Annotated in this window: 17 protein-coding genes and 2 tRNA genes; 12 read left to right on the top strand and 7 right to left on the bottom strand. The window is 30.9% G+C overall.

The features are described 5' to 3' along the window. Positions 1-243 precede the first annotated feature (243 nt). Complete coding sequence (locus V9L05_RS02020; RefSeq protein WP_338814182.1) at positions 244-2916, top strand: DNA gyrase/topoisomerase IV subunit A; 2673 nt, start codon at positions 244-246, stop codon at positions 2914-2916. A gap of 153 nt (positions 2917-3069) precedes the next feature. On the opposite strand, the gene V9L05_RS02015 is transcribed toward V9L05_RS02020, so the two are convergent. The 3 genes from V9L05_RS02015 to V9L05_RS02005 all read right to left on the bottom strand — a co-directional run bounded on the left by V9L05_RS02015 (position 3070) and on the right by V9L05_RS02005 (position 9067). Beyond that, positions 3070-4992: a T9SS type A sorting domain-containing protein gene (locus V9L05_RS02015; RefSeq protein ID WP_338814181.1), complete on the bottom strand. Its 1923-nt coding sequence runs from the start codon at positions 4990-4992 to the stop codon at positions 3070-3072. A 776-nt stretch (positions 4993-5768) separates the two neighbouring features. Then, positions 5769-7685: a T9SS type A sorting domain-containing protein gene (locus V9L05_RS02010; RefSeq protein ID WP_338814180.1), complete on the bottom strand. Its 1917-nt coding sequence runs from the start codon at positions 7683-7685 to the stop codon at positions 5769-5771. A 602-nt stretch (positions 7686-8287) separates the two neighbouring features. Beyond that, the gene (locus V9L05_RS02005) at positions 8288-9067 is read right to left on the bottom strand and encodes a lipocalin family protein (RefSeq protein ID WP_338814179.1); all 780 of its coding nucleotides are present in this window, start codon (positions 9065-9067) and stop codon (positions 8288-8290) included. Positions 9068-9337: 270 nt separating this feature from the next. On the opposite strand from V9L05_RS02005, the gene V9L05_RS02000 reads away from it, so the two are divergent. Then, positions 9338-9877, top strand: coding sequence for a hypothetical protein (locus V9L05_RS02000; RefSeq protein WP_338814178.1), 540 nt, complete (start codon positions 9338-9340; stop codon positions 9875-9877). A 33-nt stretch (positions 9878-9910) separates the two neighbouring features. On the opposite strand, the gene V9L05_RS01995 is transcribed toward V9L05_RS02000, so the two are convergent. Together V9L05_RS01995 and V9L05_RS01990 are read right to left on the bottom strand one after the other, a co-directional pair. Continuing rightward, entirely contained in the window at positions 9911-10603 is a 693-nt protein-coding gene (locus tag V9L05_RS01995; RefSeq protein ID WP_338814177.1) for a CPBP family intramembrane glutamic endopeptidase, read from the bottom strand. A 192-nt stretch (positions 10604-10795) separates the two neighbouring features. Beyond that, complete coding sequence (locus V9L05_RS01990; protein ID WP_338814176.1) at positions 10796-11977, bottom strand: metallophosphoesterase; 1182 nt, start codon at positions 11975-11977, stop codon at positions 10796-10798. 222 nt (positions 11978-12199) lie between these two features. On the opposite strand from V9L05_RS01990, the gene V9L05_RS01985 reads away from it, so the two are divergent. From V9L05_RS01985 to V9L05_RS01960, 6 genes are all read left to right on the top strand, one after another. Next, positions 12200-13024, top strand: coding sequence for a histidine kinase (locus V9L05_RS01985; protein ID WP_338814175.1), 825 nt, complete (start codon positions 12200-12202; stop codon positions 13022-13024). Positions 13025-13077: 53 nt separating this feature from the next. Continuing rightward, positions 13078-13770 carry a response regulator transcription factor gene (locus tag V9L05_RS01980; protein ID WP_338814174.1) on the top strand — a complete coding sequence of 231 codons (693 nt, stop codon included), beginning with the start codon at positions 13078-13080 and terminating at the stop codon, positions 13768-13770. Between the two features lie 369 nt (positions 13771-14139). Beyond that, a tRNA-Glu gene (locus V9L05_RS01975) sits at positions 14140-14211 on the top strand. An 80-nt stretch (positions 14212-14291) separates the two neighbouring features. Beyond that, positions 14292-14363, top strand: a tRNA-Glu gene (locus tag V9L05_RS01970). Positions 14364-14508: 145 nt separating this feature from the next. Continuing rightward, entirely contained in the window at positions 14509-15339 is an 831-nt protein-coding gene (locus tag V9L05_RS01965) for a carboxypeptidase-like regulatory domain-containing protein (RefSeq protein ID WP_338814173.1), read from the top strand. A gap of 132 nt (positions 15340-15471) precedes the next feature. Further along, positions 15472-16017, top strand: a complete 546-nt coding sequence (locus tag V9L05_RS01960; protein WP_338814172.1) for an RNA 2'-phosphotransferase — start codon at positions 15472-15474, stop codon at positions 16015-16017. A 16-nt stretch (positions 16018-16033) separates the two neighbouring features. On the opposite strand, the gene V9L05_RS01955 is transcribed toward V9L05_RS01960, so the two are convergent. Next, positions 16034-16753, bottom strand: a complete 720-nt coding sequence (locus V9L05_RS01955; RefSeq protein ID WP_338814171.1) for a hypothetical protein — start codon at positions 16751-16753, stop codon at positions 16034-16036. A gap of 167 nt (positions 16754-16920) precedes the next feature. Between V9L05_RS01955 and V9L05_RS01950 the strand changes: the two genes are divergently transcribed. The 4 genes from V9L05_RS01950 to V9L05_RS01935 all read left to right on the top strand — a co-directional run bounded on the left by V9L05_RS01950 (position 16921) and on the right by V9L05_RS01935 (position 20127). Then, positions 16921-17388 (top strand): hypothetical protein, encoded by a 468-nt coding sequence (locus tag V9L05_RS01950; RefSeq protein ID WP_338814170.1) that lies wholly within the window; start codon positions 16921-16923, stop codon positions 17386-17388. Between the two features lie 145 nt (positions 17389-17533). After that, positions 17534-18715 carry an FtsW/RodA/SpoVE family cell cycle protein gene (locus V9L05_RS01945; RefSeq protein ID WP_338814169.1) on the top strand — a complete coding sequence of 394 codons (1182 nt, stop codon included), beginning with the start codon at positions 17534-17536 and terminating at the stop codon, positions 18713-18715. Between the two features lie 22 nt (positions 18716-18737). Beyond that, positions 18738-19472, top strand: a complete 735-nt coding sequence (locus tag V9L05_RS01940; RefSeq protein ID WP_338814168.1) for a diphthine--ammonia ligase — start codon at positions 18738-18740, stop codon at positions 19470-19472. 163 nt (positions 19473-19635) lie between these two features. Then, a complete protein-coding gene (locus V9L05_RS01935) occupies positions 19636-20127 on the top strand; it encodes an SRPBCC family protein (RefSeq protein ID WP_338814167.1) in 492 nt (163 codons plus the stop codon). A 29-nt stretch (positions 20128-20156) separates the two neighbouring features. On the opposite strand, the gene V9L05_RS01930 is transcribed toward V9L05_RS01935, so the two are convergent. Further along, positions 20157-21827, bottom strand: a complete 1671-nt coding sequence (locus tag V9L05_RS01930; protein WP_338812820.1) for an IS1182 family transposase — start codon at positions 21825-21827, stop codon at positions 20157-20159. Between the last annotated feature and the right edge of the window lie 154 nt (positions 21828-21981).

The following is a 21981-nucleotide window of genomic DNA, read 5'->3' as shown; positions in this document are numbered from 1 at the left end:
GTTTTTTTTCGTAATTTTAAATTTACAAATTCTAATAAAAATATTTTTGCTAAATAATTTAGCATTTATTGAAATAATATGTATTTTTGTAAGATTGAATCAATCTTAAACGACTTGGATAACTTTTGACTAATATTTTTAGCAAAAAAATGGCTTTCTAGTTTAAGTGTCGACACTTGAACTTGCAGTTGTTGGTGTCTCACCAATAACACAATATTATTAAAACAAAGACAATAAAAATATATGAGCGCAGACAATACAAACGGACAAGACCACCACGAAGAAGAAGAGGAAATATTACAAGAACACCATGAAGAATTTACGTCCTTAAATGGAGAGGGAATTTCTGATGTTCTTCCTGTTTCAGGACTGTATCAAAACTGGTTTTTAGATTATGCTTCGTATGTAATCTTGGAACGTGCTGTTCCTCGCATAGAAGACGGACTAAAACCTGTGCAGCGACGACTTATGCACGCCATGAACGAAATGCATGACGGACGTTATCACAAAGTGGCAAATATTATTGGTCAGACAATGCAGTATCACCCACATGGAGATACATCCATTGGTGATGCGCTTGTAAATATGGGACAAAAAGATTTGCTTGTTGATGCTCAAGGAAATTGGGGAGATGTTCGTACTGGCGACGGTGCAGCAGCTTCTCGTTATATTGAGGCTCGTTTGTCTAAGTTTGCGACCGATGTTTTGTTTAATCCTCAAACGACGGATTGGCAGCTTACTTACGACGGAAGAAAACGTGAACCAATGGCTTTGCCTGTAAAATTTCCGTTGCTTTTGGCGCAGGGTGTTGAAGGTATTGCAGTTGGTCTTTCTACCAAAATTCTTCCTCATAATTTCAACGAACTCATAGATGCTTCTATTGATGCTTTGAAGGACAAAAAAATAAATCTTTATCCCGATTTCCCAACAGGAGGATTTATTGATATAGAGCATTACAACGGAGGAAAGCGTGGAGGAAAAGTTCGTGTACGTGCTAGAATGGAACAATTTGATAAAACAACTTTAGTTATTCGTGATATTCCTTTTGGTACGACAACTACAAGTTTGATTGATTCTATCTTGAAAGCCAACAATAAAGGAAAGGTCAAAATCAAACAAGTAATTGATAATACGGCAGCCGAAATAGAAATTTTGGTAAAACTTGCCCCTGGGGTTTCGCCAGATGTTACGATGAGTGCGCTTTATGCTTTTACAGATTGTGAAGTTTCTATTTCGCCAAATGCGTGTGTAATTATTGCAGACAAACCTCATTTTATTGATGTCAATGAAATGCTCAAAACGTGTGCAGATTTTACAAGAGAACTTCTCAAAAGAGAATTACAGATTAGAGAAGCCGAACTTTTAGAAAAAATATTTTTCTCTTCTTTAGAACGTCTTTTTATCGATGAAAAAATCTACAACCGAATAGAAGATGCCGAAACGTGGGAAATTGTTATTCAAACTATTCATGAAGGATTAGAACCATACAAACAGCAACTATATAGAGAAATTACTGATGATGATGTTATAAAACTAACAGAAATTAAAATTAAAAGAATTTCTAAATACGATACTTCAAAGGCTGATGATCTGCGTTTGAAAATGGAAACAGAACTGAAAGAAGTTCGCCATAACTTAGAAAATATTACTCCTTATTCGATTGATTACTACAAAGAATTAAAGAAAAAATACGGAAAAGGAAGAGAACGTAAAACTCAAGTTTCTTCTTTTGATAATATCGAAGCAAGTGTAGTAGCTGCCAACAATGCAAAATTATATGTCAATAAAAAAGAAGGTTTTATCGGAATTGGACTCAAAAAAGATGAGTTTGTTTGTGAATGTTCTGATTTAGATGATGTTATTATTTTCAGAGAAGACGGAGTAATGCAAGTTGTAAAAGTAGCTGATAAAGTCTTTGTAGGTAAAAATATCATTCATGTCGACGTTTATAGAAAAGGTGATGAGAGAATGGTTTATAATATGTCGTATTTAGATGGAAAAACAGGAACAAGTTATGTAAAACGTTTCCAAGTTTTGGGGGTAACTCGTGAAAGAGAATACAATCTTGCAAGCGACCATAAACTATCTAAAGTTCATTATTTTTCTGCTAATCCCAATGGAGAAGCTGAAGTAGTGAATATTCTTTTATCAAATGCTTGTAAAGCAAAAAACAAAAACTTTGACTTTAATTTTGCCGAATTAGAAATAAAAGGACGTGGTGTAAAAGGAAATCAGCTTACAAAATATCCTGTTCGTAGAATCAAATTAGCCAAAGAAGGAGAATCTACACTAGGTGCTTTAGAGATTTATTACGACAAAGTAACAGGAACACTCAACAAAGACGAAATAGGCGAAAAATTAGGTGAGTTTGATAATGAAGATACTATTTTGGTTATTTTCAAAGATGGAAGTTACGAACAAACTAATTTTGAACTTACCAATCGTTATGATGTAAAACGAGTTTTGGCGATTCAAAAATTCAATCCAAAGGCTGTTATTTCGGCTGTTTATTATGATGGAAAATCTAAAACGCATTTTATAAAACGTTTTAGAATCGAAACCACAACAGTTGGAAAAGAATTTGACTTTATTCCAGAGCATCAGAAATCAGAAGTTTTGGCTGTTCATTTTGAGAATGAAGAAAATAAAAATTCTCAGAGTAATCTAAAGGTTGAGATATTCTATCAACAAAATCGCAAAAAATTCAAAATCTCTTATCTACTTCATACTTTAGAAGACATAAAAGGTTGGAGAGCATTAGGACGAAAATTAGAAGAACCAGCCATCTATAAAGCAAACTTTGTACTTCCAGAGCCTTCAGCAACAGAATCTTTATTTGACCCAACTATAAAAGGAGATGTAAAAAAGGGAAATGCTGAAAGTGGAAAAGGAAAAGATGATTCTCTTTTTGGATAATATTCTAACAAAAAAACTTTGTCAGTAGTTTTTCGGTAATCTGAAATAACTCTGATAATAGTTTATAAAATAGCCATCAAAAAAATCCCAATAACTTAAAAAGCTATTGGGATTTTTGATATAGATAAATCAAATCTATTTGTTATTCAACGATTATTTAGAATAAATCATTGTTTGAGTTACACGCTCTTTTCCATTACGAATTTCAGCGATATAAAGACCTGTTTTTACTCTAGCTTGGTTTACATTCCAAGTATATTGGTGTGTTCCAACTCCGTAAGAAGACAAATCAACTGTTTCAACTACACGTCCAACTGCATCATAGATAGTAAGCATTGCAGCAGAAGAGTTTTTCAATTCAAAGCTAATTGTAGTTTGAGTGTTGAAAGGATTTGGGAAAGAAGGCATTAATTTGATAGATTCTACACTATTTTCTTTAATAGGGTCTTTCACATCATTGTTTCCTAATGTATGTAAAACACCATCTACAACAGCAATACTTGTAACTAAAGACTTGCTAAAGTTTCCATTTTCAGCTTGGATAGCAACACTATAAACACCTTCTGGAAGAGTTTTATTAACAGTAGCTTTAAACTGTCCGTTGTTTTGGCTACTTTGATTAAATTCTAATACTACTGCTTTTTGTGATTTTACATCATTTGAAGTAAGAGTCATTACACCAGTTACTTTTGTTCCTTGTGTATTGATTCCTTGTTCGTTTAAAAGAGAGATATTCAAATTGATAGCTTCTCCAACATTGTAGTAATACTTTTTATCATTCAAATCACTTGTCATACGAAGTGTTACGCCTTCATTTGCAGTAACTAAAGCTACAAAAGCACTTTTAGATTCAATAGAATATGTTCCTACTTGTGGGTTTTCTATTTTTAGGGTAGTTGCAAAACCACCTAACATATCACCTGCTTTTTCAGAAGTACGTAAAGTAGTAGGGTTTATTTTGTTTCCGTTTGGAGCAATAATTACAAATTCTTCATTTGCCGTTAAGTGATGAATATCTAACATTGTTTCTGTTACACCTACTTCTACCATAAAGTTACGGCTTGTTTTTTCAGAGCTAAGAATCTGAACTCTGCTTTCAACAACTGCAGTTGGGTTTGTAGTAGGTTCGTTGTCTATTGGTTTAGCTCCTACTTTAGAAAGAGAATAAGGAAGGTTATTCTTTACAGTAGCCCACATATATCTTCCTTCGTGTACTTCGCTGTGGTCAAGGTTTGTTGTAGAGTTTCCGTTTCCACTAAGTAAAGTTATAGAGTTAGGACGTTTTGTGCTATAATAAGGAACTACACCGTCATTTCCACCAGTGCTACTTCCCCCACCATTCCAGCTAAGATATACACCTGGTACCCAAAGGATTCCACCATAACCCCAAGCACCTACTGTACGAAACTTAGCGTTTGAGTAATTTGAGTTGTTAGCCGTTTGTGTACGGAAATAACTAGCATAACCTGTTTGCATACAATTAGTAGCATCGTTTACTTGACCAAAAACACCTGACAACCAAGAAACCCAGCCACTTTGAGCTAAATCTGCTAAAGGAGTTCCATTATGAGGAGAGCTAAGTGTAATAGCACGTTCTACTTTGTTTGTTGCGCCATAGTGTACCAATGCAGCATCTGTATCTAAGCCACCTTTACTGTGTGCTACTACTACTACTTTATTTACACCAAAACGATTTGTAATTGTGCCTAACATATTGTTGAAAAGTTGTCCGTTTTCCCACATATTTTTGTCTGGATGTACAGAAACAAATGCTGTGCGATAACCATCTGCGTATGCTTTAGAATACATATCATTTCCTTCCCACCATGTACTAGCACGAGAAGAATAACCATGAATAAAAACGATTACAGGAGAACCTGCTCTAAGGTTTGAAGGAGTTGCACCATAATAGATGTTACCTGCATCACTTTCGCCACTTCCTAAAATATCGCCAGATGCGCTAGTCATCTGTGTAGGAACAACAAGATTTGTTTCCTGAATTTGTTGGGCAACTGCTCCAAAGCTAAGAAGTAAGAAAACGAAAAAGGCTACAATAGATTGAAAAATTCTGTTCATAATAAAGGGATATTAATTGTTTGTGTGTTAAAATTTATAATTTATCTTTTAAATCAAATTTAGTGACTTATTGTGTAGATAAATTACACTAAAAGTTAATTCATTGAATTAACAAGTATATGTTTTTTTATAATTATCATAATATGACTATCGGTCATTTAATGAGCGATAATATAGTATGCTTGCATAACTATAACACAAAGTAAATATATAACTTTCTGATTTGCAAGTCTTTACTGAAAATATTTTTTCTATAATTTGATAGTAAAGCTATCATTTTTCTAAAAAAAATACAATTTACTTCCTTTACTATTTTTCATCAACATGGTACTGCTGTGGCTGAAAAATGCCATAAAACATACAGAGGCTATTTTTGTTGAAAACTCACAATTTTTAATTAGTGATATTAATCAAATTGATTTTCTTTAAAAAATACAATAAAAAAAGTGAAAATTTTTTTTGTCTTTGTGAAAATTCCAAATAAAAAATGGCTTTTTTATATTTTTGCAGTAAATTAAAGTCAAAAACAAATCATGTACATCTAGGAAAGATTGTCAAACAATTGTCGAAGACTAGCTGATTTTGCATTATAACTGGGGTAATAATCTGATTTTTAAAGAAATTCTTGGCTCTTCCGACAATTTAGCGAAATTATAAAATGAGGTTTGTTCGTCTTCTATTCTTAAACAGGTCGGAATCAGAATTCTAAAAATAACACCATAAAAAAACAGAAAGTGGAAATGCTTTCTGTTTTTTTTAAAATTTTATTTTTTCGGTTATTTAGAATAAATCATTGTTTGAGTTACACGCTCATTTCCAGTACGAATTTCAGCGATATACAGTCCATTTTTAACTTTGTTTTGATTTACATTCCATACGTATTGGTGTTTTCCGATTCCATAAGAAGACAAATCAACTTTTTCAATTACACGACCGACTGCATCATAGATAGTAAGCATTGCAGCAGAAGAGTTTTTTAATTCAAAACTAATTTTAGTTTGAGTGTTGAAAGGATTTGGAAAAGAAGGCATTAATTTAATAGATTCTATTTTATTCTCGTTAATAGGATTTGTTGCATCTGCTAATGTATGTAAAACACCATCTACAACAGCAATACTTGTAACTAAAGACTTGCTAAAGTTTCCGTTTTCAGCTTGAATAGAAATACTATAAATACCTTCATTTAATTTATCATTTACAGTAGCTCTAAATTGTCCATTTTTTTGGCTACTTTGATTAAATTCTAATACAACTGCTTTTTGTGTCTTTACATCATTTGAAGTAAGTGTCATTGTTCCTGTTACTTTTGCACCTTGTGTATTGATTCCTAACTCATTCAAAAGAGAAATATTCAAGTTGATTGTTTCTCCAACATTGTAGTAATACTTTTTATCATTCAAATCACTTGTCATACGAAGACCAACGCCTTCACTTGCAGTAACTAAAGCTACAAAAGCACTTTTAGATTCAATAGAATATGTTCCTACTTGTGGGTTTTCTATCTTAATTGTTGTAGCAAAGCCACCTAACAAATCATTTGCTTTTTCAGAAATACGTAGCACTTTAGGATTTACTTTTTCGCCATTTGGAGCTGTTATTACAAATTCTTCATTTTCATTTAAAGAATGAATGTCTAACATCGTTTCTGTTACACCTTCTTCTACCATAAAATTACGACTTGTTTTTTCAGAGCTAAGAATTTGCACCCTACTTTCAACAACTGCATTTGGATTAGTAAGTATCTCAGTATCTATTGGTTTAGCTTCTACTTTAGAAAGAGAATAAGGCAAATTACTTTTAATAGTACTCCACATAGAATAACCTTGTTGTACTTCAAGATGATTGTAATTTGTTCTCCAGTTTCCAAATCCACTAAGTAAAGTTGTCGAATTTGGACGCTTTGAACTTTTATAAGTAACAACACCATCATTTCCACCTGTAAATGCACTACCACCATTTAGGTCAAGATACGCACCTGGAACTGCAAGAAGAATACCATATCCCCAAGCACCTACTGTACGAAATTTTGCTTTAGAGTAATTTGGGTTATTAGCTGTCTGAGAACGAAAATAACTAGCATAACCTGTTTGAAGACAGTTAGTAGCATCATTTACTTGCCCAAAAACACTTGATAACCAAGAAACCCAGTTACTTTGAGCCAAATCCGCTAAAGGAGTTCCAAAATGAGGAGTGCTAAGCGTAATTACACGTTCTACTTTTGTATGTGCGCCATAATGTACTACTGCTGCATCTGTATCCAAACCACCTTTACTATGTGCTACCACTACTACTTTATTTACACCAAGATTATTTGTAATTGTGCCAAGCATGTTACTAAAAAGCTGACCATTTACCCACATATCTTTATCAGGATGTACAGAAACGAATGCTGTACGATAGCCATCATTAAATGCTTTTGTGTACATATCATTTAAAATCCACCATGAACTAGCACGAGAAAAATAACCATGAATGAAAACGATTACAGGAGAACCTGCTCTAAGATTAGATGGAGTTGCACCATAATAAATGTTACCTGCATCACTTATGCCACTTCCCAAAAGACTTCCAGAAACACTAGTCATTTGTGTAGGTGCAACAAGATTGTTTTCTTGAATTTGCTGAGCAACTGCTCCAAAACTAAGAAGTAAGAAAACGAAAAATGTAACGAGAGATTTTAAAATTTTTTTCATAATAAAGGGAATATTAATTGTTTGTGTATAAAATTTGAAACTTACTCTAGTTTGTTTTAATACTTACTGAATAAGTTACATTAGAGGTTAATTAATTGAATTAATGAGTATAGTTATTTTTTAAAATTATATACCTTGATTATCATTCATTTATTTAAGCTCAATATAGTATGCGTGCATAACTATAACACAAATAAAGTATATAACTTTCTGATTTGCAAGTGTTTAGTGATAATTTTTTTTATGCTTGTTAATAGTAAAGCTATCTTTTTTATAAAAAAAATACAATTTAGGAAGTTGATTTTTTTAATCAACATTGTATTAACGCAACTCAAAAGCACTAATAAAACATACAAGAGAAGGTTTTATGAAAAAATAGGCTATTTTTAGTTAATTTAATTAATTGTATTAAATTTTCTTTAAAAAGTGCAATAAAAAAAATGTAGTTTATTTTTATTTTTTTCAATTATTTAAAATAAAAAAAGGGTGTTGTCTATCTTTACGATAGAAAACACCCTTTTTTAAGGCAATATGTAATTAATTATTTGGTAAGGGAAGTATCTTTTAAATATGATTTCATTTCGCCCATTTACTTCAAGTGCTTAAGGTACAAGTGCAAACTTATAAATCACTTCTGAATTTCCTTCATTTCTGCCTAAAATCATAGTGGTTGGAGTCAATTCTATAATACGTGCATTGTTAGGAAAAACATCTACTCTGAAAAATTTCAGATAACGGTCATTGGCAACAAACTCCCATCTTCCTTTTGTATCTAGTTCTCCATTTCTTATTGTTCCACCATCAAAAACACAGTTATAGGTAGTTGTTCCTTCATTTTGTGTTTCTCTAAAGAAAGTAAGCGTGTTATCTTTTTCATGATTTTTAATCAATTCCGCACCATCAGCACCTAATTTAATAGAAGTAAATTTCCATTTTTTTGATACTTGTCCTGTTAGAAGATCAATTTTTGGAGTTGGACGTACCTCAAAGTTTAAGACTTGAATAAGTATAGCTTCTCCTCCTTCATTGGCTACTCTCAAACTCACATCATATCTACCTGGGTTGTTAAAAGGATGAGAAAGAGAAATTAGAGTAGAATCATCATTAAAGATAATTTCTTGTGAATTAGTAACTAACGTACCATTGATTTTCCACTCTACTGTTTTTAGGTAACCTCCAGTTTTGTTAGCTTGTAGAACTACAGCTTCATCTGTATAAAATATTTTGTCGGCTGGTGCTAAATCTTTCCAAGATATAACAGGACGATCAGGAAGGTTTTCAGGTTGAGGATCATCTTTTTTATCACCACAAGAAACCAAAATAAAACTAAGTAGAGAAAAGACTAAAAAATAAAGGAAAGAGCGATTTGAAATATTTGACATAGCTTAGATATAGATAAATTAATTTTATAAAATTGGTATAAATAATAACGGAATTAGATTCAAAAATTCCTGAAAAATAAACGTTGGTTAGTAATTAGACTATTTTTTGAGTTAAATTGCTGCATCAATTACTAAAAATGATGCTTATATAAATTATTTTTGGCAAAAATCGTCATTTTTTTTCTATTTTGCTCTATAATTTTAGTTTTTCAGTTCTTTACTTTATTAAAAAGACTTTTTTATTCAGGATACCTAGTCATAATTAACTTAATGGATACATTCGAACATATTTTAAACAGTTGTAGTACAAAGGAAAAATTAGCCTATCTTCAGTTAGTCATTTTTATTGCCTTTAGTGACCATCATTTATCTGATGATGAGGTCGTTTTTTTGGAAAGAATAACACAAATAGCAAAGCTATCAGAAGAAGAGCAACAGCTATTAGCTTCTTATTCTCGTCACCCAGCAAATATAGATATACAACTTTGTACCCAAAATATTGCTAGAAGTCCATTGAGAGAAATTTTACTGATTGATTTAATGGTTATTGCTCGTTCAGATGATGAAGTAGCCACTGAAGAGCGTAGTGCCATTACTCAAATTGCTGTTCTTTTGGGAGTTCCATTAGATGAGGTAATTAGACTCACTAATTCTGTAAATAAATTTAGTAATTCAGAAGCAAGAGCACCTCAAGACTGGATTAATCAAAGTATGATTTCTATTTTATATAACGATCAAGTGCCTACAAAATCCAAAAAATTAAGCATGACTGAAAAAATAAAAAAGTTTTTAGGAATATTAAAAGGATAGATTGTAAAAGAACATTTTTTTAGAGTTAGATAATTAACTAGTTATTTCGATTAAATACAAAGCCCACTTATAAAAAATATCATCTTTATTCAGATAAATAAGGGTCAGCCCTATTGTGTCATAAAATCCGTGAGCAAAAACAAGTAAAGCAAGATTTTTTTTATTTCGATAAAATGTAAAAAAGAAAATACTACTTGATAATCCAACGGCAACTATTCCAGCTATTCCTTGATAATTATGAGAAACTCCAAAATAGATAGAAAGAATAATTGCTGAAATAATCCAAGCTCTATCTGTATTTCCTAAAAATTCAGCTAAGTGCTTCATATAATACCCACTAAATAAAAATTCTTCTCCAAATGCAGCAAAAACCCACATGATTATAAAAAGGATAAAGAAACTTGTAAAGTTCCCTCTTATTTCTTCCACAGAACTCAAATCAATCTTTCCAAAAGAAATTTCTAAAAATGGCTGAATACAAACATCAACTATTATTAGTGTTATCAGTGCCAATAACAAGCCTCTCAAAACAGTTTGAAGATTGATTTTTTTAGCAAAACCAAACTTTGCCCAATTCCAATTACTACCCCAAAGAAGAAATAAGGCAACAGATAAACCAAAGAAGTAGCCGAAATTTCTATCAAAATAAGACAGCATCGGTGCTATAATCATTACAAAAACAACTATGTATGGCTTTGAGAGAAATTTAAAGAGTCTATTTTTCATTTTTGTTTTTTTATGGTAAAAAATGTATTTCGTGTTTTTTATCAATTATTAAACGTTATAATGGTTATTTATAAGTTTGAAAATCAGCAAGTTATCTAAAAACAAAGCAGTCTTATTTTTCCATAGCGACAGGTTTGCAAACCTGTCGCTATGGAAAAATGAACATTACTAAATTAACCATGCTAATGTTTATTATATTTCCCTTTTTTCTCCATCAGCTAAGACTCTGTAATAGATATTTTCTTCAATTAGTAATCCTTCTGATTCGTGATAGGGAAAGTTTTTATGATAATCTTTAGGGTGTTTTACATCAATACCAATTACTTTTCCATTGAACTTTCTGTTTATCTTTGATTGAAGTGTATGTCCTACCACAACTGATTTTGCATTAAATTTATCAAGTCCTTTTTCTACTTCTTCTTGGGTTAAATCATCTTTGTAATATCCTCTATACCAACAAATTCCTGTTTTGGTAGAGTTTAAAAATTGCTCAATAGTTTTTTCTCTTTTGGGATAATAGGCTCTGTAATAATTATTTCTAACAATCTGATTTATTTCATCCAAACTTATTTCATAGTTTGCTAAATTTGGATGAATGCCCCCATGAACAAAAAGATTTCCATTGATGATTTCCAATGTATTTTTACTTGACATCCATTTTCCGATAAAAGAATTCTGATTGTATAATTTGTCAAGTTGTTTGCCTAAAATATTTGAAGCTGCAAAATATTTGGGTGCTGCATCTCTATAAAAACCTTGCATATTTTTCAGTTCGTGATTTCCTAAAATAAAATGCACACGCCCCCCTTGTTTTTTAGCATCTTGTTCTAGTTTGTAGATAAACCAAAGCACTTGAGTAACCGACCAACCTCTATCTACAAAATCGCCTGCCAAAACCAAATGACCTTTTTTAAAAATCCAATTCAGTTTTTTATCAATGACTTTATTAGCAATGAGAAAATCACGAAAGGTTTTATAACCTCCTTCAATATCTGAAATGGCTAAAATAGGCTGATTGTCATCATAACTTGTTGGTGGAATATCAATTTCTGGATTAATTTCAATTTCAAAATAAGTAGAATCAATCTGAAAATAAGAATTTATCAAAATTTTTCCTGTGGTAGAATGTTCCTTTTGCTCCAAATAAAATCCATCATTTTTATTCCCTCTGATATGATTTACTTGTAGTGTACTATCGTTTTTATAGAAAACATAAGGACCTTCTTTGTCTATAACCATCATTAAAGGATGGTCATCATAATGTAGAGATGCACCGATATTTAAACCAATTACGATAGCAATAGCTGCTAAAACCAAAATCGTAAGGCTGATATGTTTCAAGTATCTAAATAAGTTCTTTTTTATTGTATTCATTGTCGCTTAAAATTTGAGATTTATAAAAAAATTTAGACAAATCTAAAAGTCTTCAAATTATGCTTCAATTAATTGGGATAGACACATACTTGTGAGTGATATAAAATCAAAACATGTATATAAAATCCTTTTATCACTCGTTTGAGTTAGTTGAGCATCGCTAAATGGTTGTTTATCAACTTATTTGTAATAGACATTCTATGCGCTTAATTTTGTAGGATGATGATAAAACTAAGTAGAAAAAAATGGATTGTAATCACAACTTTGGCAAGTATATTGGCACTTTTTCCAATAGTTGTAACTGCCTTCGAATTAATCAGTACAGAAAAAGATTCTGTCATTTTTTTAGAAAATTATCCGACTTCAGTTACAATTCTGATTCTACTGTATTATATATTTCTAGTTTTGCTGGGGATTTATTGGTTTGTCAGACAACTCATTGCCTTTTTTAGCTTAAAAAATGAAAAAGAGAAAAACGAATTACTGCATCTGAAAAGTCAAGTAAGTCCACACTTTTTTTTCAATATGCTCAATAATTTATATGGTTTGGTAGAAAAAGATAGTAAAAAAGCGAAAGAGTTGATTTTGAAACTTTCGGATATGATGCGATATAGCATTTATGAAGGCGAAAAAGAATCTGTTAGTTTGGAAGAAGAAATTGATTTCTTGGAAAATTATATTGAGTTGCACAAAATGCGTTACCACAAGAAAATAAATGTAAAATTGAATTCTCAAATTGATGAAAATTATAAAATAATGCCTTTGTTATTCATTATTTTACTAGAAAACTCGTTCAAACATGGAGTTGAAAATCTAAGAGAAAATGCTTTTGTTACTATTGATGTTTTGGCTTCTGAGGATAAAATACGATTTAGAATAGAAAATAACTTTGACAATTCAGATTTTTCAGACAAAAAAGAACATACTGGAATAGGCTTGAAAAACCTCAGACGACGCTTAGAATTAGGTTATAAAAACAAATATGATTTATCTTTTTCTACAACTGAAAATATCTATAAAGTAGAATTGACCTTAAATAAAATTTAAAATTTAAATTTAAACTTTGCCGTTGTCAGTGTCTCACCGACGACCTACAAATTATGATTAAATATCTAATTATTGATGATGAATATATTGCTCACGATATTATAAAAGATTATTGTGATTTGTTGCCAACCATGCAACTTATGAAGAACTGTTATGATGCTTTGGAAGCCTTTGATTATTTGAGCAAAAATGAGGTAGATTTAATTTTCTTAGATTTGAATATGCCAAAACTTAAAGGTTTTGATTTTCTAAAAACTTTGACCAAATCGCCAAAAGTAATTGTAACTACGGCTTACAAAGAATATGCGCTTGAAGGCTATGAGCTTAATATTTCAGATTATTTACTCAAACCATTTGGCTTCGAACGTTTTTTAAAGGCTGTCAACAAAACGTTTAGTCAGTCTGCCAGTTTTGCTACAAATGTGCCTACAAATACAGTTTCAAATCGCATTTTTTTTCAGAGCAACAAAAAATACATTCAAGTAGAAATAGCTAAAATTCAATATTTGGAGGCTTCTGGAAATTACACCAACATACATACTACAGAAGAAACTATCAGTATTCGTGATAAAATATCAAATCTAGTAGAAATTTTACCAAAAGAAGAATTTTTACAAGTCCATAAATCATTTGCAGTTTCCCCAAAACACATCAAAAGTATTGAAGGAAATCAAATTTTCATTTCTGACAATTGTATTCCGATTGGTAAGATGTATAAAATGAATATTGTGCAGTTGCTCAAATAAATTTAGTTAATCTTAGAGATACCAATAAAAACCTTGAAAAAATAAATAATTAATAAATTTTGAATTTTTTTCTAAAAAAAAGAGTTTAGTATTTATGATAATTAAAATAAGGTTTTAATCTTGTTAGTCTTTGAAAATCAATAATTTATCTATCGTTTTTTTAAAACATAAATGATAAAAAGGCTTTTTAGATAGCTAGGGAAAGAAAAAAGATAAGATTTTTCAGAAAAAAAATGAAATTCTATTTGCAGATACAAAAAAAAGGCGTACCTTTGCATCGCATTAAGGGAAAAGAAACACACAAAAATGCTTCAAAAATACCTTAAAAAGCAAAACAAATAAGTTGTTAAAAGAACAATTTTAAAAAATGCTCCGTTCGTCTAGCGGTTAGGACGCCAGGTTTTCATCCTGGTAGCAGGGGTTCGATTCCCCTACGGAGTACAACATCATAACCTTGTAGTAAATCATAATAGATTAATTTTTGGTTATAAAGTTAAAGTAGAAATTTTAGAGTGAAAAATGCTCCGTTCGTCTAGCGGTTAGGACGCCAGGTTTTCATCCTGGTAGCAGGGGTTCGATTCCCCTACGGAGTACAAAAAGCCAATTCAATATTTGAATTGGCTTTTTTTATGTTCTTTTTTATTTTAGATTTCTGATAATTGCAGCATTTAGAGGTTTTATTTCGTGTTTCTTAAAATATAATTCAATAAGAAAAACTCAATAAAATTTAATTAAGCTATGAAAATACAAATACCTCAACCTTGCCATGAAAATTGGAATGAGATGAGTCCACAGCAAAAAGGACGTTTTTGTGGCTCTTGTCACAAAGTTGTAATTGATTTTACCACAATGAGTGATTCTGAAATAGTGAATCACTTCAAAAATTATAAAGGAAATACTTGTGGTCGTTTTTATGATACTCAATTAAATACAAATCTTGTCAGTTTAAAACCTCAAAAATCTAGTTTTTGGTCAAGACTTATTGCTGCTAGTTTTACGCTATTTTTCTTCTCTTCTCAAAGCTACTCTCAAAATACTAATCTAAAGACGGAAGTAATTGAGTCAAATCAATCTGGTAAAAATGAAGATGATTTCAAGGAAACTTCTACAAATGATTATTTTCAAATCAAAGGAAGAGTAATAGATGCTAGTAAAAATTCCATATCTGATGCTTTAGTTTCTATACATGGAACAAATCATTCAACAATTACTGATAAACATGGAAATTTTAAATTTAATATAACAAAAGCAGAAATTCAGAATCAAGACAGCACAGTTTTACAAGTACAAAAATTTGGTTATACTACTTTGTCTTTACAAATTGATTTTGATATAGAAAATACAATACATTCTTATTTAGAACTACTTTTGGAAGAAGCTGTCGTTCTTGAAGAAGACGGTATAAAACAAACAAGAATTTCAGTAATGGGAAAGCCAAGTGCAATCTTTGTAGAAGAATGTGATTCTTTACCAAAGAACAATAATTCTTTTGATAAAAAAGCTGAAATAAAAGTAATTGAGAAAAAAAGCATTTGGCAGCATTTCAAAAATGTTTTTTTTAAAAGATAGAAAACCTATTATATTTTTTTAATTCAGTTCAGTATCATAAATCAAAATAGAATGTGTTTTTAAGAACTTTTTGAAGAGAAAATAATGTTGATAGGAAAATAAGTTTAATTAAAAATCAACAAACTCTAAATTATGGATGCTTCAAAAGCAAAACAGCGCAGTAAATTTTTATCTCTACTTCTTCGTCATCAACCCGAATTATTAAAGCTACAATTAGAAGAAGGAGGCTGGACAAACACAAAAATACTATTAGAAAAAATCAATACACATAAAAAAAGTCAGAGCATGACTTTTGAAGAATTGGAATATGTTGTTCTAAATAATGACAAACAAAGATTTGGTTTCAATGAAGACAAAACCAAGATACGAGCAAATCAGGGACATTCTACACAAGTAGAAATGAATTATCAACCCACAAGTCCACCTCCAGTTCTCTATCACGGAACAGCTACAAAAAATGTAGATTCTATTTTAAAAAATGGAATTCTAAAAGGAAATAGGCAATATGTTCATCTTTCAGCAGATCAAGAAACAGCACAAAAAGTGGGCGCAAGACACGGAAAACCCTTCATTTTTAAAATAGAAACGTTCAAAATGATAGAAGAAGGAATAAAGTTTTATAAAGCTGAAAATGGTGTTTGGTTAATAGACTTTGTCCCAAACAAATTTTTAAAGTAATCTTTATTTTATCAGTTTAGTAAACTGCTTTTGCTATGTTATCCCAACCATTTTGCTGAAAAAGTATTATTTTTCTTCCATTTTCAGGCAAATCAATAATAAGCAAATGATAATTATCTTTCAAAGACATTCTATATCCATAGGCTCTTTGTCCATTTCTTATTCCAAATTGTGAAATGGTAGGCAAAAATTTGTCTAATTGATGTACCTCAAAATTAGGCTTATCAGAAGAAGCAAAAACATAATTTTTGACTTCTTCTAATTGGTTAGTATTTACAAATTGCGTTCTATAAAAATCATATATGCGTTCGATAGGTTGCATTCTGAACGCAGAAATAGTAGAATCAGCTCTATTTTCTCGTAAATAAGCAATTTTATTTTTAGCAACAGCAATCGAACTATTTATACCATAATTTATATCACTAATTTCTTTCAAACGTGTTGGAGTTGCAAAATAAGCCACAGCAGCTTTGTAAGTTCGGTATGTGCTTGGCTTTAAATCTTGTAAAATAGTAATGCGTTCTAAGAACTCATTTTCAGTTAAATGTGTGCTAGAATCGATTTTATATTTATCAAAACGTTCTTTTATTTCCTCTAAAGTATAATATGTATATTCAGGAGCAGTTTCTTTAGTAACAATTTGTGCTTTTAGATCAGCCAGAATAAAGAAATTAGTCAAAACAAATAAACTCAATATAAGCACTAAACGTAATTTTATTTTTTTTGTAGTTTTCATAATTTAAAGATAGTTTTGTAGATACTCTGCAATGTTTTTGTTGTAATTAAGTTATAAATTTAAGCTAAGCCAATAGTATAACAAATTTTAATTCTGTAAAATAGATAGCAATAACTTCTTACTCAATAATCAAATTATTCAAATTTCATTCTCAATTTATACAATTTATGAAAAATTTAATTTTAGTTCTTTTAATTTTGTCATCTTTTAGTTGTGCAAATACTAAAAATGGCAATTCTAATCAAGATTCAACTACCAAGCTAAAACAGAGTACGCCAATGAATTACAAAGAGTTAGCAAAACAAAAGTTTCAAATTACTGATAAAACTGAACAAGCATTTGAATGTATAGAAAATGAAGACAAAACTTTTTCACTTTGTAAAGTAATTAAAGAAGGCACAACTATGCAACCTAGAAATTCAATTCAATTCGCTGTTTATGATATGAAGACAAATGAAATGGTCTATGAAGGAGGTGTAGATGGTGGCAGTGTTGAGTGGTACGATAACCAACGTTTGGAAATCTATCAACAACCAGGAATTCCTATGGAAGGAATGACTAGAGAGGATATGATACAAATTTATGATGTTGTAGAAAAAACACAAAAACGAAAAAGTGAAGTTGAGAAAAAGTAAAAAATCAACTTTATGTCTTTTTATCTTTGGAAACAAATAATTCTTGATACTTTAAGAAAATAGCTTTAAATTCGTTTTGTGATAGAATAAAGAAAAAATACTTCAAAAGATTTTCAAACGCTTATACTAAAGTGTTTTATATACTATGGAAATAAATACAGTTAGTAAAAAAATATTTACAGGCGACAAAATCATTTGGGGAGTTGTTTTCCTTTTGGTTATTATCAGTGTTTTGGTAGTTTATAGTGCTACTGGAGCAATTGCCTTTAAAAGAATGGATGGAAATACAGAGTATTACCTCTTTAAACATGGCGTTCTTTTATTTATGGCTCTAATTATTATGTGGGTGTGTCATCGGATAGATTACCGTTATTATTCTCGGCTGTCTCGTCTAGCTTTGCTTATTTCTGTGCCTCTTTTGATTCTGACTTGGCTTTTCGGAACTACAATCAATGAAGCAAGTCGTGTAATTACAATACCTTTCATTAATCAATCTTTTCAAACTTCAGATTTTGCTACCCTTGCCTTGATTGCCAATGTAGCCAGTATGCTCTCTAAACGCCAACAGAGTATTAGAGAATTTCAGCGTTCTACCTTGCCAATTATTTTTTGGTCTGGACTTATCTGTGGATTGATTGCCCTGTCAAACTTTTCTTCGGCTGTTTTGCTTTTTGCTACTTGCCTTTTGATTATGTTTATCGGACGTGTACCTGTTCGTTATTTGGTAATGACTATCATAATTGGCGCAGTTGTCGGAATGGTTGCCTTGAAGTTAGGACAACGCTCTGGAACAGCAGTTTCTCGTATGAAGGCATTTTTTGATACTGAACAAGTTACTTTTCAAGAAGAACAATCATATATAGCTGTTGCAACTGGAGGTTTTGTAGGAAAAGGAGTTGGGAATAGTCAGCAAAGGAATTTTCTTCCACACCCTTATTCTGATTTTATTTATGCTATCATTATTGAAGAATACGGACTTCTTGGTGGAGTAATCGTTTTAGGTTTGTATCTCATTTTACTCTATCGTGGAATGGTAGCCATGGCAAAATCTGAGCGAGCCTTTGGAGGACTTTTATCGGCAGGGTTGAGTTTTAGCTTAGTCGTTCAGGCACTTGTACACATGGGAGTAGTAGTCGGACTTGTACCTGTTACAGGACTTCCTTTGCCCCTTTTGAGTATGGGTGGAACATCTTTATTTTTTACAGGAATTTCTTTAGGAATTATATTAAGTGTAAGTAGAGGAGAATTAGAACAAGCTGAAAAAGAAGTTGCTTCTCCTGCCACTACTGGAAATAATTACCGTAGAATTGTTCATACTATTGAATAAAGTATAATTTTTATAACCAACCATGTCAGAAAAGAAAAATAGTCTTCCTAAAGCTGCTTTTTTTTGGAGTGGTGGAAAAGATTCTGCCTATTGTCTTCAAAAGGTTCTACAAGAAAAAAAATATGAAGTAGTTTATCTTATCACTACACTTAGTTTGCAATACAAAAGAATTACGATGCACGGTGTAAAAGAAGAATTACTAGAAAAACAAGCCGAAAAAATTGGAATTCCTTTATTAAAATTCTTTCTATCAGAGGGAGCAAATAACGAATATGAGGAAAAAATGAACGAAGTTCTGAATCAATTGAAAAAAGAAGGAATAGAAACAGTTGTGTTTGGAGATATTTTTTTAGAAGATTTGAGAGAATATAGACAAAACCAACTTAAAGAAACTGGAATAAAAGCAGTTTTTCCTCTTTGGAAAATGGATACCACTTTTTTAGTAAATGATTTTATCAACCAAGGTTTTGAGTCAGTTACGTGCTGTGTTAGTGATGCTTTTTTAGATGAATCTTTTGTAGGAGAAAAAATTAATACAGCATTTTTACAAAGATTACCAAAACAAGTAGATGCCTGTGGCGAAAATGGAGAGTTTCATTCTTTTTGTACTTCTGCACCTTATTTTTCTGAGAAAATAGAAATTAAAGTAGGCGAAAAATTATACAAACCTCTTTCTATAAAAACAAATTCAGATTGTGATTTGCCAAGTGAGAATCAAGTAAAGGGATTTTGGTTTGCTGAATTAGAATTAGTTTAGCAATCTGTTAAAAACAGGGTTTTAACCCTGTTCAATTCAAAAACACTGTTTTTATTCTTTCAAAAATTTATTGTAAATTATCAATTGGACAGGTTGAGGTAATATTCCTAATCAAAAAATGACCAGAAAAGTGATTGATATTTTACATTAAAACAAAAAATCAATGCCAATTATAAAAATAACTACCTTCATTGAAAGCAGTATTGAAATTGTCTTTGATTTATCAAGAAGTATAGATTTACACAAAATTTCTACAGAAAAGACAAACGAAGAAGCCATTGCAGGCATCACAACTGGACTAATTAGTTTAGACGAATGGGTAACTTGGCGAGCCAAACACTTTGGTATTTATCAAAAACTGACTTCAAAAATTACAGCTTTTGAAAGACCTAATTCTTTTACAGATGAAATGGTAAAGGGAACTTTCAAATCTTTCAAACACCAACATATTTTTAAAGAAACAGAAAATAGAGTTGAAATGATAGATATTTTTGAATACAAATCACCTTTCGGAATCTTTGGAAAATTAGTTGATACTATTTTTTTGGAAAGCTATATGACAAATTTGTTGAAAGAAAGAAATCAAATTATCAAAGAATTTGCAGAATCTGATAAATGGAAAATGGTTTTAGAGGAAAATTCATATAAACCATAAAGAGGCTGTCCGAAAAGGTCAGCCTCTTTTTATGCAGCTATTTTTTGTAATTCTTCTTTTTGGTTGATTTTTTTGATGATGCAAACAAATTTTGTCTTTTGGTGATTTTTTTGAGTATAAAAAAAGGTGCAAAAAGATGATTTTTTAGAATTGAAAGTATTTTTTAGCTTATCGGCAGTTTTTGCCACCATTTTTCTAAAATTATGCCCAAGAGCCATCAATAGAAACTCCATTTCTACTTTTGCTAATCCCTTAAAAGTAAATCGATTAAACTTATTATTATATTTGAGATGCCCAAAAACAGCTTCTACTTCTATAGGGCGTTTACTGCGCTGCTCTAATCCTTTCTCACTAGTTAGTAAATTTCTAGCTTTCTCTTTTAGTTGGTTTAAACGATGATTCACTTGTATTATTCTATTGCCTTCAGCTTTATGACATAAATTGCGAAGAGGACAATCTTGACACCTTTTTGCTTGATAATAAGATACTTGCGATTCGTATCCATTACTTGAAGTACGTTTTCCATCTCTTATTTTCTTCATTCTTTGCCCCATCGGACAGACATAAAAATCTAATTCTTTGTTGTAAAATAAATTCTGAACTAAAAAAGGATTATTTTTCATTTTCCTTTTTTGCTCTTTATGGAAATAATTGTACTTAACGTAGGCAGTAATTTCTTTTTTTTCAAGTAATTCATAATTTTCTTCACTTCCATAACCTGCATCAGCTACTACTTCTTTACTTTGTTTATTGTACTGATTTTCAAATCCTTCTAAATGAGAGGATAAAGTGGTGGTATCTCCTGCCGTTTGATGAATAGAAACGTGGGTAATAAATTGATTTTCTGTGGACACTTGAGCATTATAAGTAGGTTTGAGTTGTCCATTTTTCATGTGATCTTCTTTCATCCGCATAAAAGTAGCATCCGTATCTGTTTTACTATACGAGTTTCTACAACCTAAAATTTTCAGAGACTCTTCATATTTACTTAATCTAGGAAGATATTCATCTTGCATTTTTTTTAGTTCTCTTGCCTGTTGTTTACTCGGTTCTTTTAGTTTTTTATTGATTTGAGCGAGTTTTTCTTTTAATAATTCTGAATCTAATGGAGTAGATACTTCTTCTTTATTTTCTTCTTGATTATCTGATTGAATACTACTTTCAATATCAGATAAAATTTTATTTACTTTAGTTTCTAACTTTTCTTTATTTTTTTCAATACTACCACGCCAAACAAAAGTATAACGATTAGAACAAGCCTCTATTTTTGTTCCATCAATATATTGAACATCAAGACTTACATAACCCATTTCAACCAACATTTTAACAACTTCTCCAAATAAACGATGAATGTGTGCCTTCAAAATTTTACCTCTAAAGTCATTAATTGTTCTAAAATCTGGTGTAGAATTGCCTGATAAATACATAAAATGAATATTCTCCCCAAGAGCTTTAGCTATTTTACGACAAGAATAAATATTGGATAAATAAGAATAGAATAGCACTTTAACGAGCATTCTTGGATGATAAGCTGAACAACCTCCACCTTTGTATTGAGAAATCAAATCGCTAATATCCAATGAATCAACCACCTTTTCAACTAAACGAACAGGATGGTGAGCTGGAATTTTGTCAAATATATTGACAGGAAAAAGTTCGGGCTGCTTACCACTTTGGTTTTTGAAAACTACTTTTGCCATAGGCTATATAACGTTAGTATAAAAGTATATATACCTCGAAAATAAAAAAAATTAACCATAAAAAAAAGGCTATCCGTACTTTTCGGACAGCCTCTTTTTGTGTTTTGCTATCTTCGGTGGGGACACCGACAATGGCAGAATTATAAATTGAACA

Origin of the sequence: Bernardetia sp. Wsw4-3y2, from assembly GCF_037126295.1 — a bacterium.
Classification (GTDB): Bacteria; Bacteroidota; Bacteroidia; order Cytophagales; family Bernardetiaceae; genus Bernardetia.
The sequence above is the reverse complement of the archived record's forward strand: the minus strand, read 5'-3'. Positions and strand labels throughout refer to the sequence as shown.

Bases quoted from the DNA above. Each gene is read 5' to 3' on its own strand.
- V9L05_RS01985 (WP_338814175.1), top strand. From the start codon at position 12,200: ATGATAAAACTAAGTAGAAAAAAATGGATTGTAATCACAACTTTGGCA.
- V9L05_RS01945 (WP_338814169.1), top strand. From the start codon at position 17,534: ATGGAAATAAATACAGTTAGTAAAAAAATATTTACAGGCGACAAAATC.
- V9L05_RS01930 (WP_338812820.1), bottom strand. From the start codon at position 21,827: ATGGCAAAAGTAGTTTTCAAAAACCAAAGTGGTAAGCAGCCCGAACTT.
- V9L05_RS01960 (WP_338814172.1), top strand. From the start codon at position 15,472: ATGGATGCTTCAAAAGCAAAACAGCGCAGTAAATTTTTATCTCTACTT.
- V9L05_RS02010 (WP_338814180.1), bottom strand. From the start codon at position 7,685: ATGAAAAAAATTTTAAAATCTCTCGTTACATTTTTCGTTTTCTTACTT.
- V9L05_RS01935 (WP_338814167.1), top strand. From the start codon at position 19,636: ATGCCAATTATAAAAATAACTACCTTCATTGAAAGCAGTATTGAAATT.
- V9L05_RS01980 (WP_338814174.1), top strand. From the start codon at position 13,078: ATGATTAAATATCTAATTATTGATGATGAATATATTGCTCACGATATT.
- V9L05_RS01965 (WP_338814173.1), top strand. From the start codon at position 14,509: ATGAAAATACAAATACCTCAACCTTGCCATGAAAATTGGAATGAGATG.
- V9L05_RS02005 (WP_338814179.1), bottom strand. From the start codon at position 9,067: ATGTCAAATATTTCAAATCGCTCTTTCCTTTATTTTTTAGTCTTTTCT.
- V9L05_RS01940 (WP_338814168.1), top strand. From the start codon at position 18,738: ATGTCAGAAAAGAAAAATAGTCTTCCTAAAGCTGCTTTTTTTTGGAGT.
- V9L05_RS01950 (WP_338814170.1), top strand. From the start codon at position 16,921: ATGAAAAATTTAATTTTAGTTCTTTTAATTTTGTCATCTTTTAGTTGT.
- V9L05_RS01990 (WP_338814176.1), bottom strand. From the start codon at position 11,977: ATGAATACAATAAAAAAGAACTTATTTAGATACTTGAAACATATCAGC.
- V9L05_RS01995 (WP_338814177.1), bottom strand. From the start codon at position 10,603: ATGAAAAATAGACTCTTTAAATTTCTCTCAAAGCCATACATAGTTGTT.
- V9L05_RS02020 (WP_338814182.1), top strand. From the start codon at position 244: ATGAGCGCAGACAATACAAACGGACAAGACCACCACGAAGAAGAAGAG.
- V9L05_RS01955 (WP_338814171.1), bottom strand. From the start codon at position 16,753: ATGAAAACTACAAAAAAAATAAAATTACGTTTAGTGCTTATATTGAGT.
- V9L05_RS02000 (WP_338814178.1), top strand. From the start codon at position 9,338: ATGGATACATTCGAACATATTTTAAACAGTTGTAGTACAAAGGAAAAA.
- V9L05_RS02015 (WP_338814181.1), bottom strand. From the start codon at position 4,992: ATGAACAGAATTTTTCAATCTATTGTAGCCTTTTTCGTTTTCTTACTT.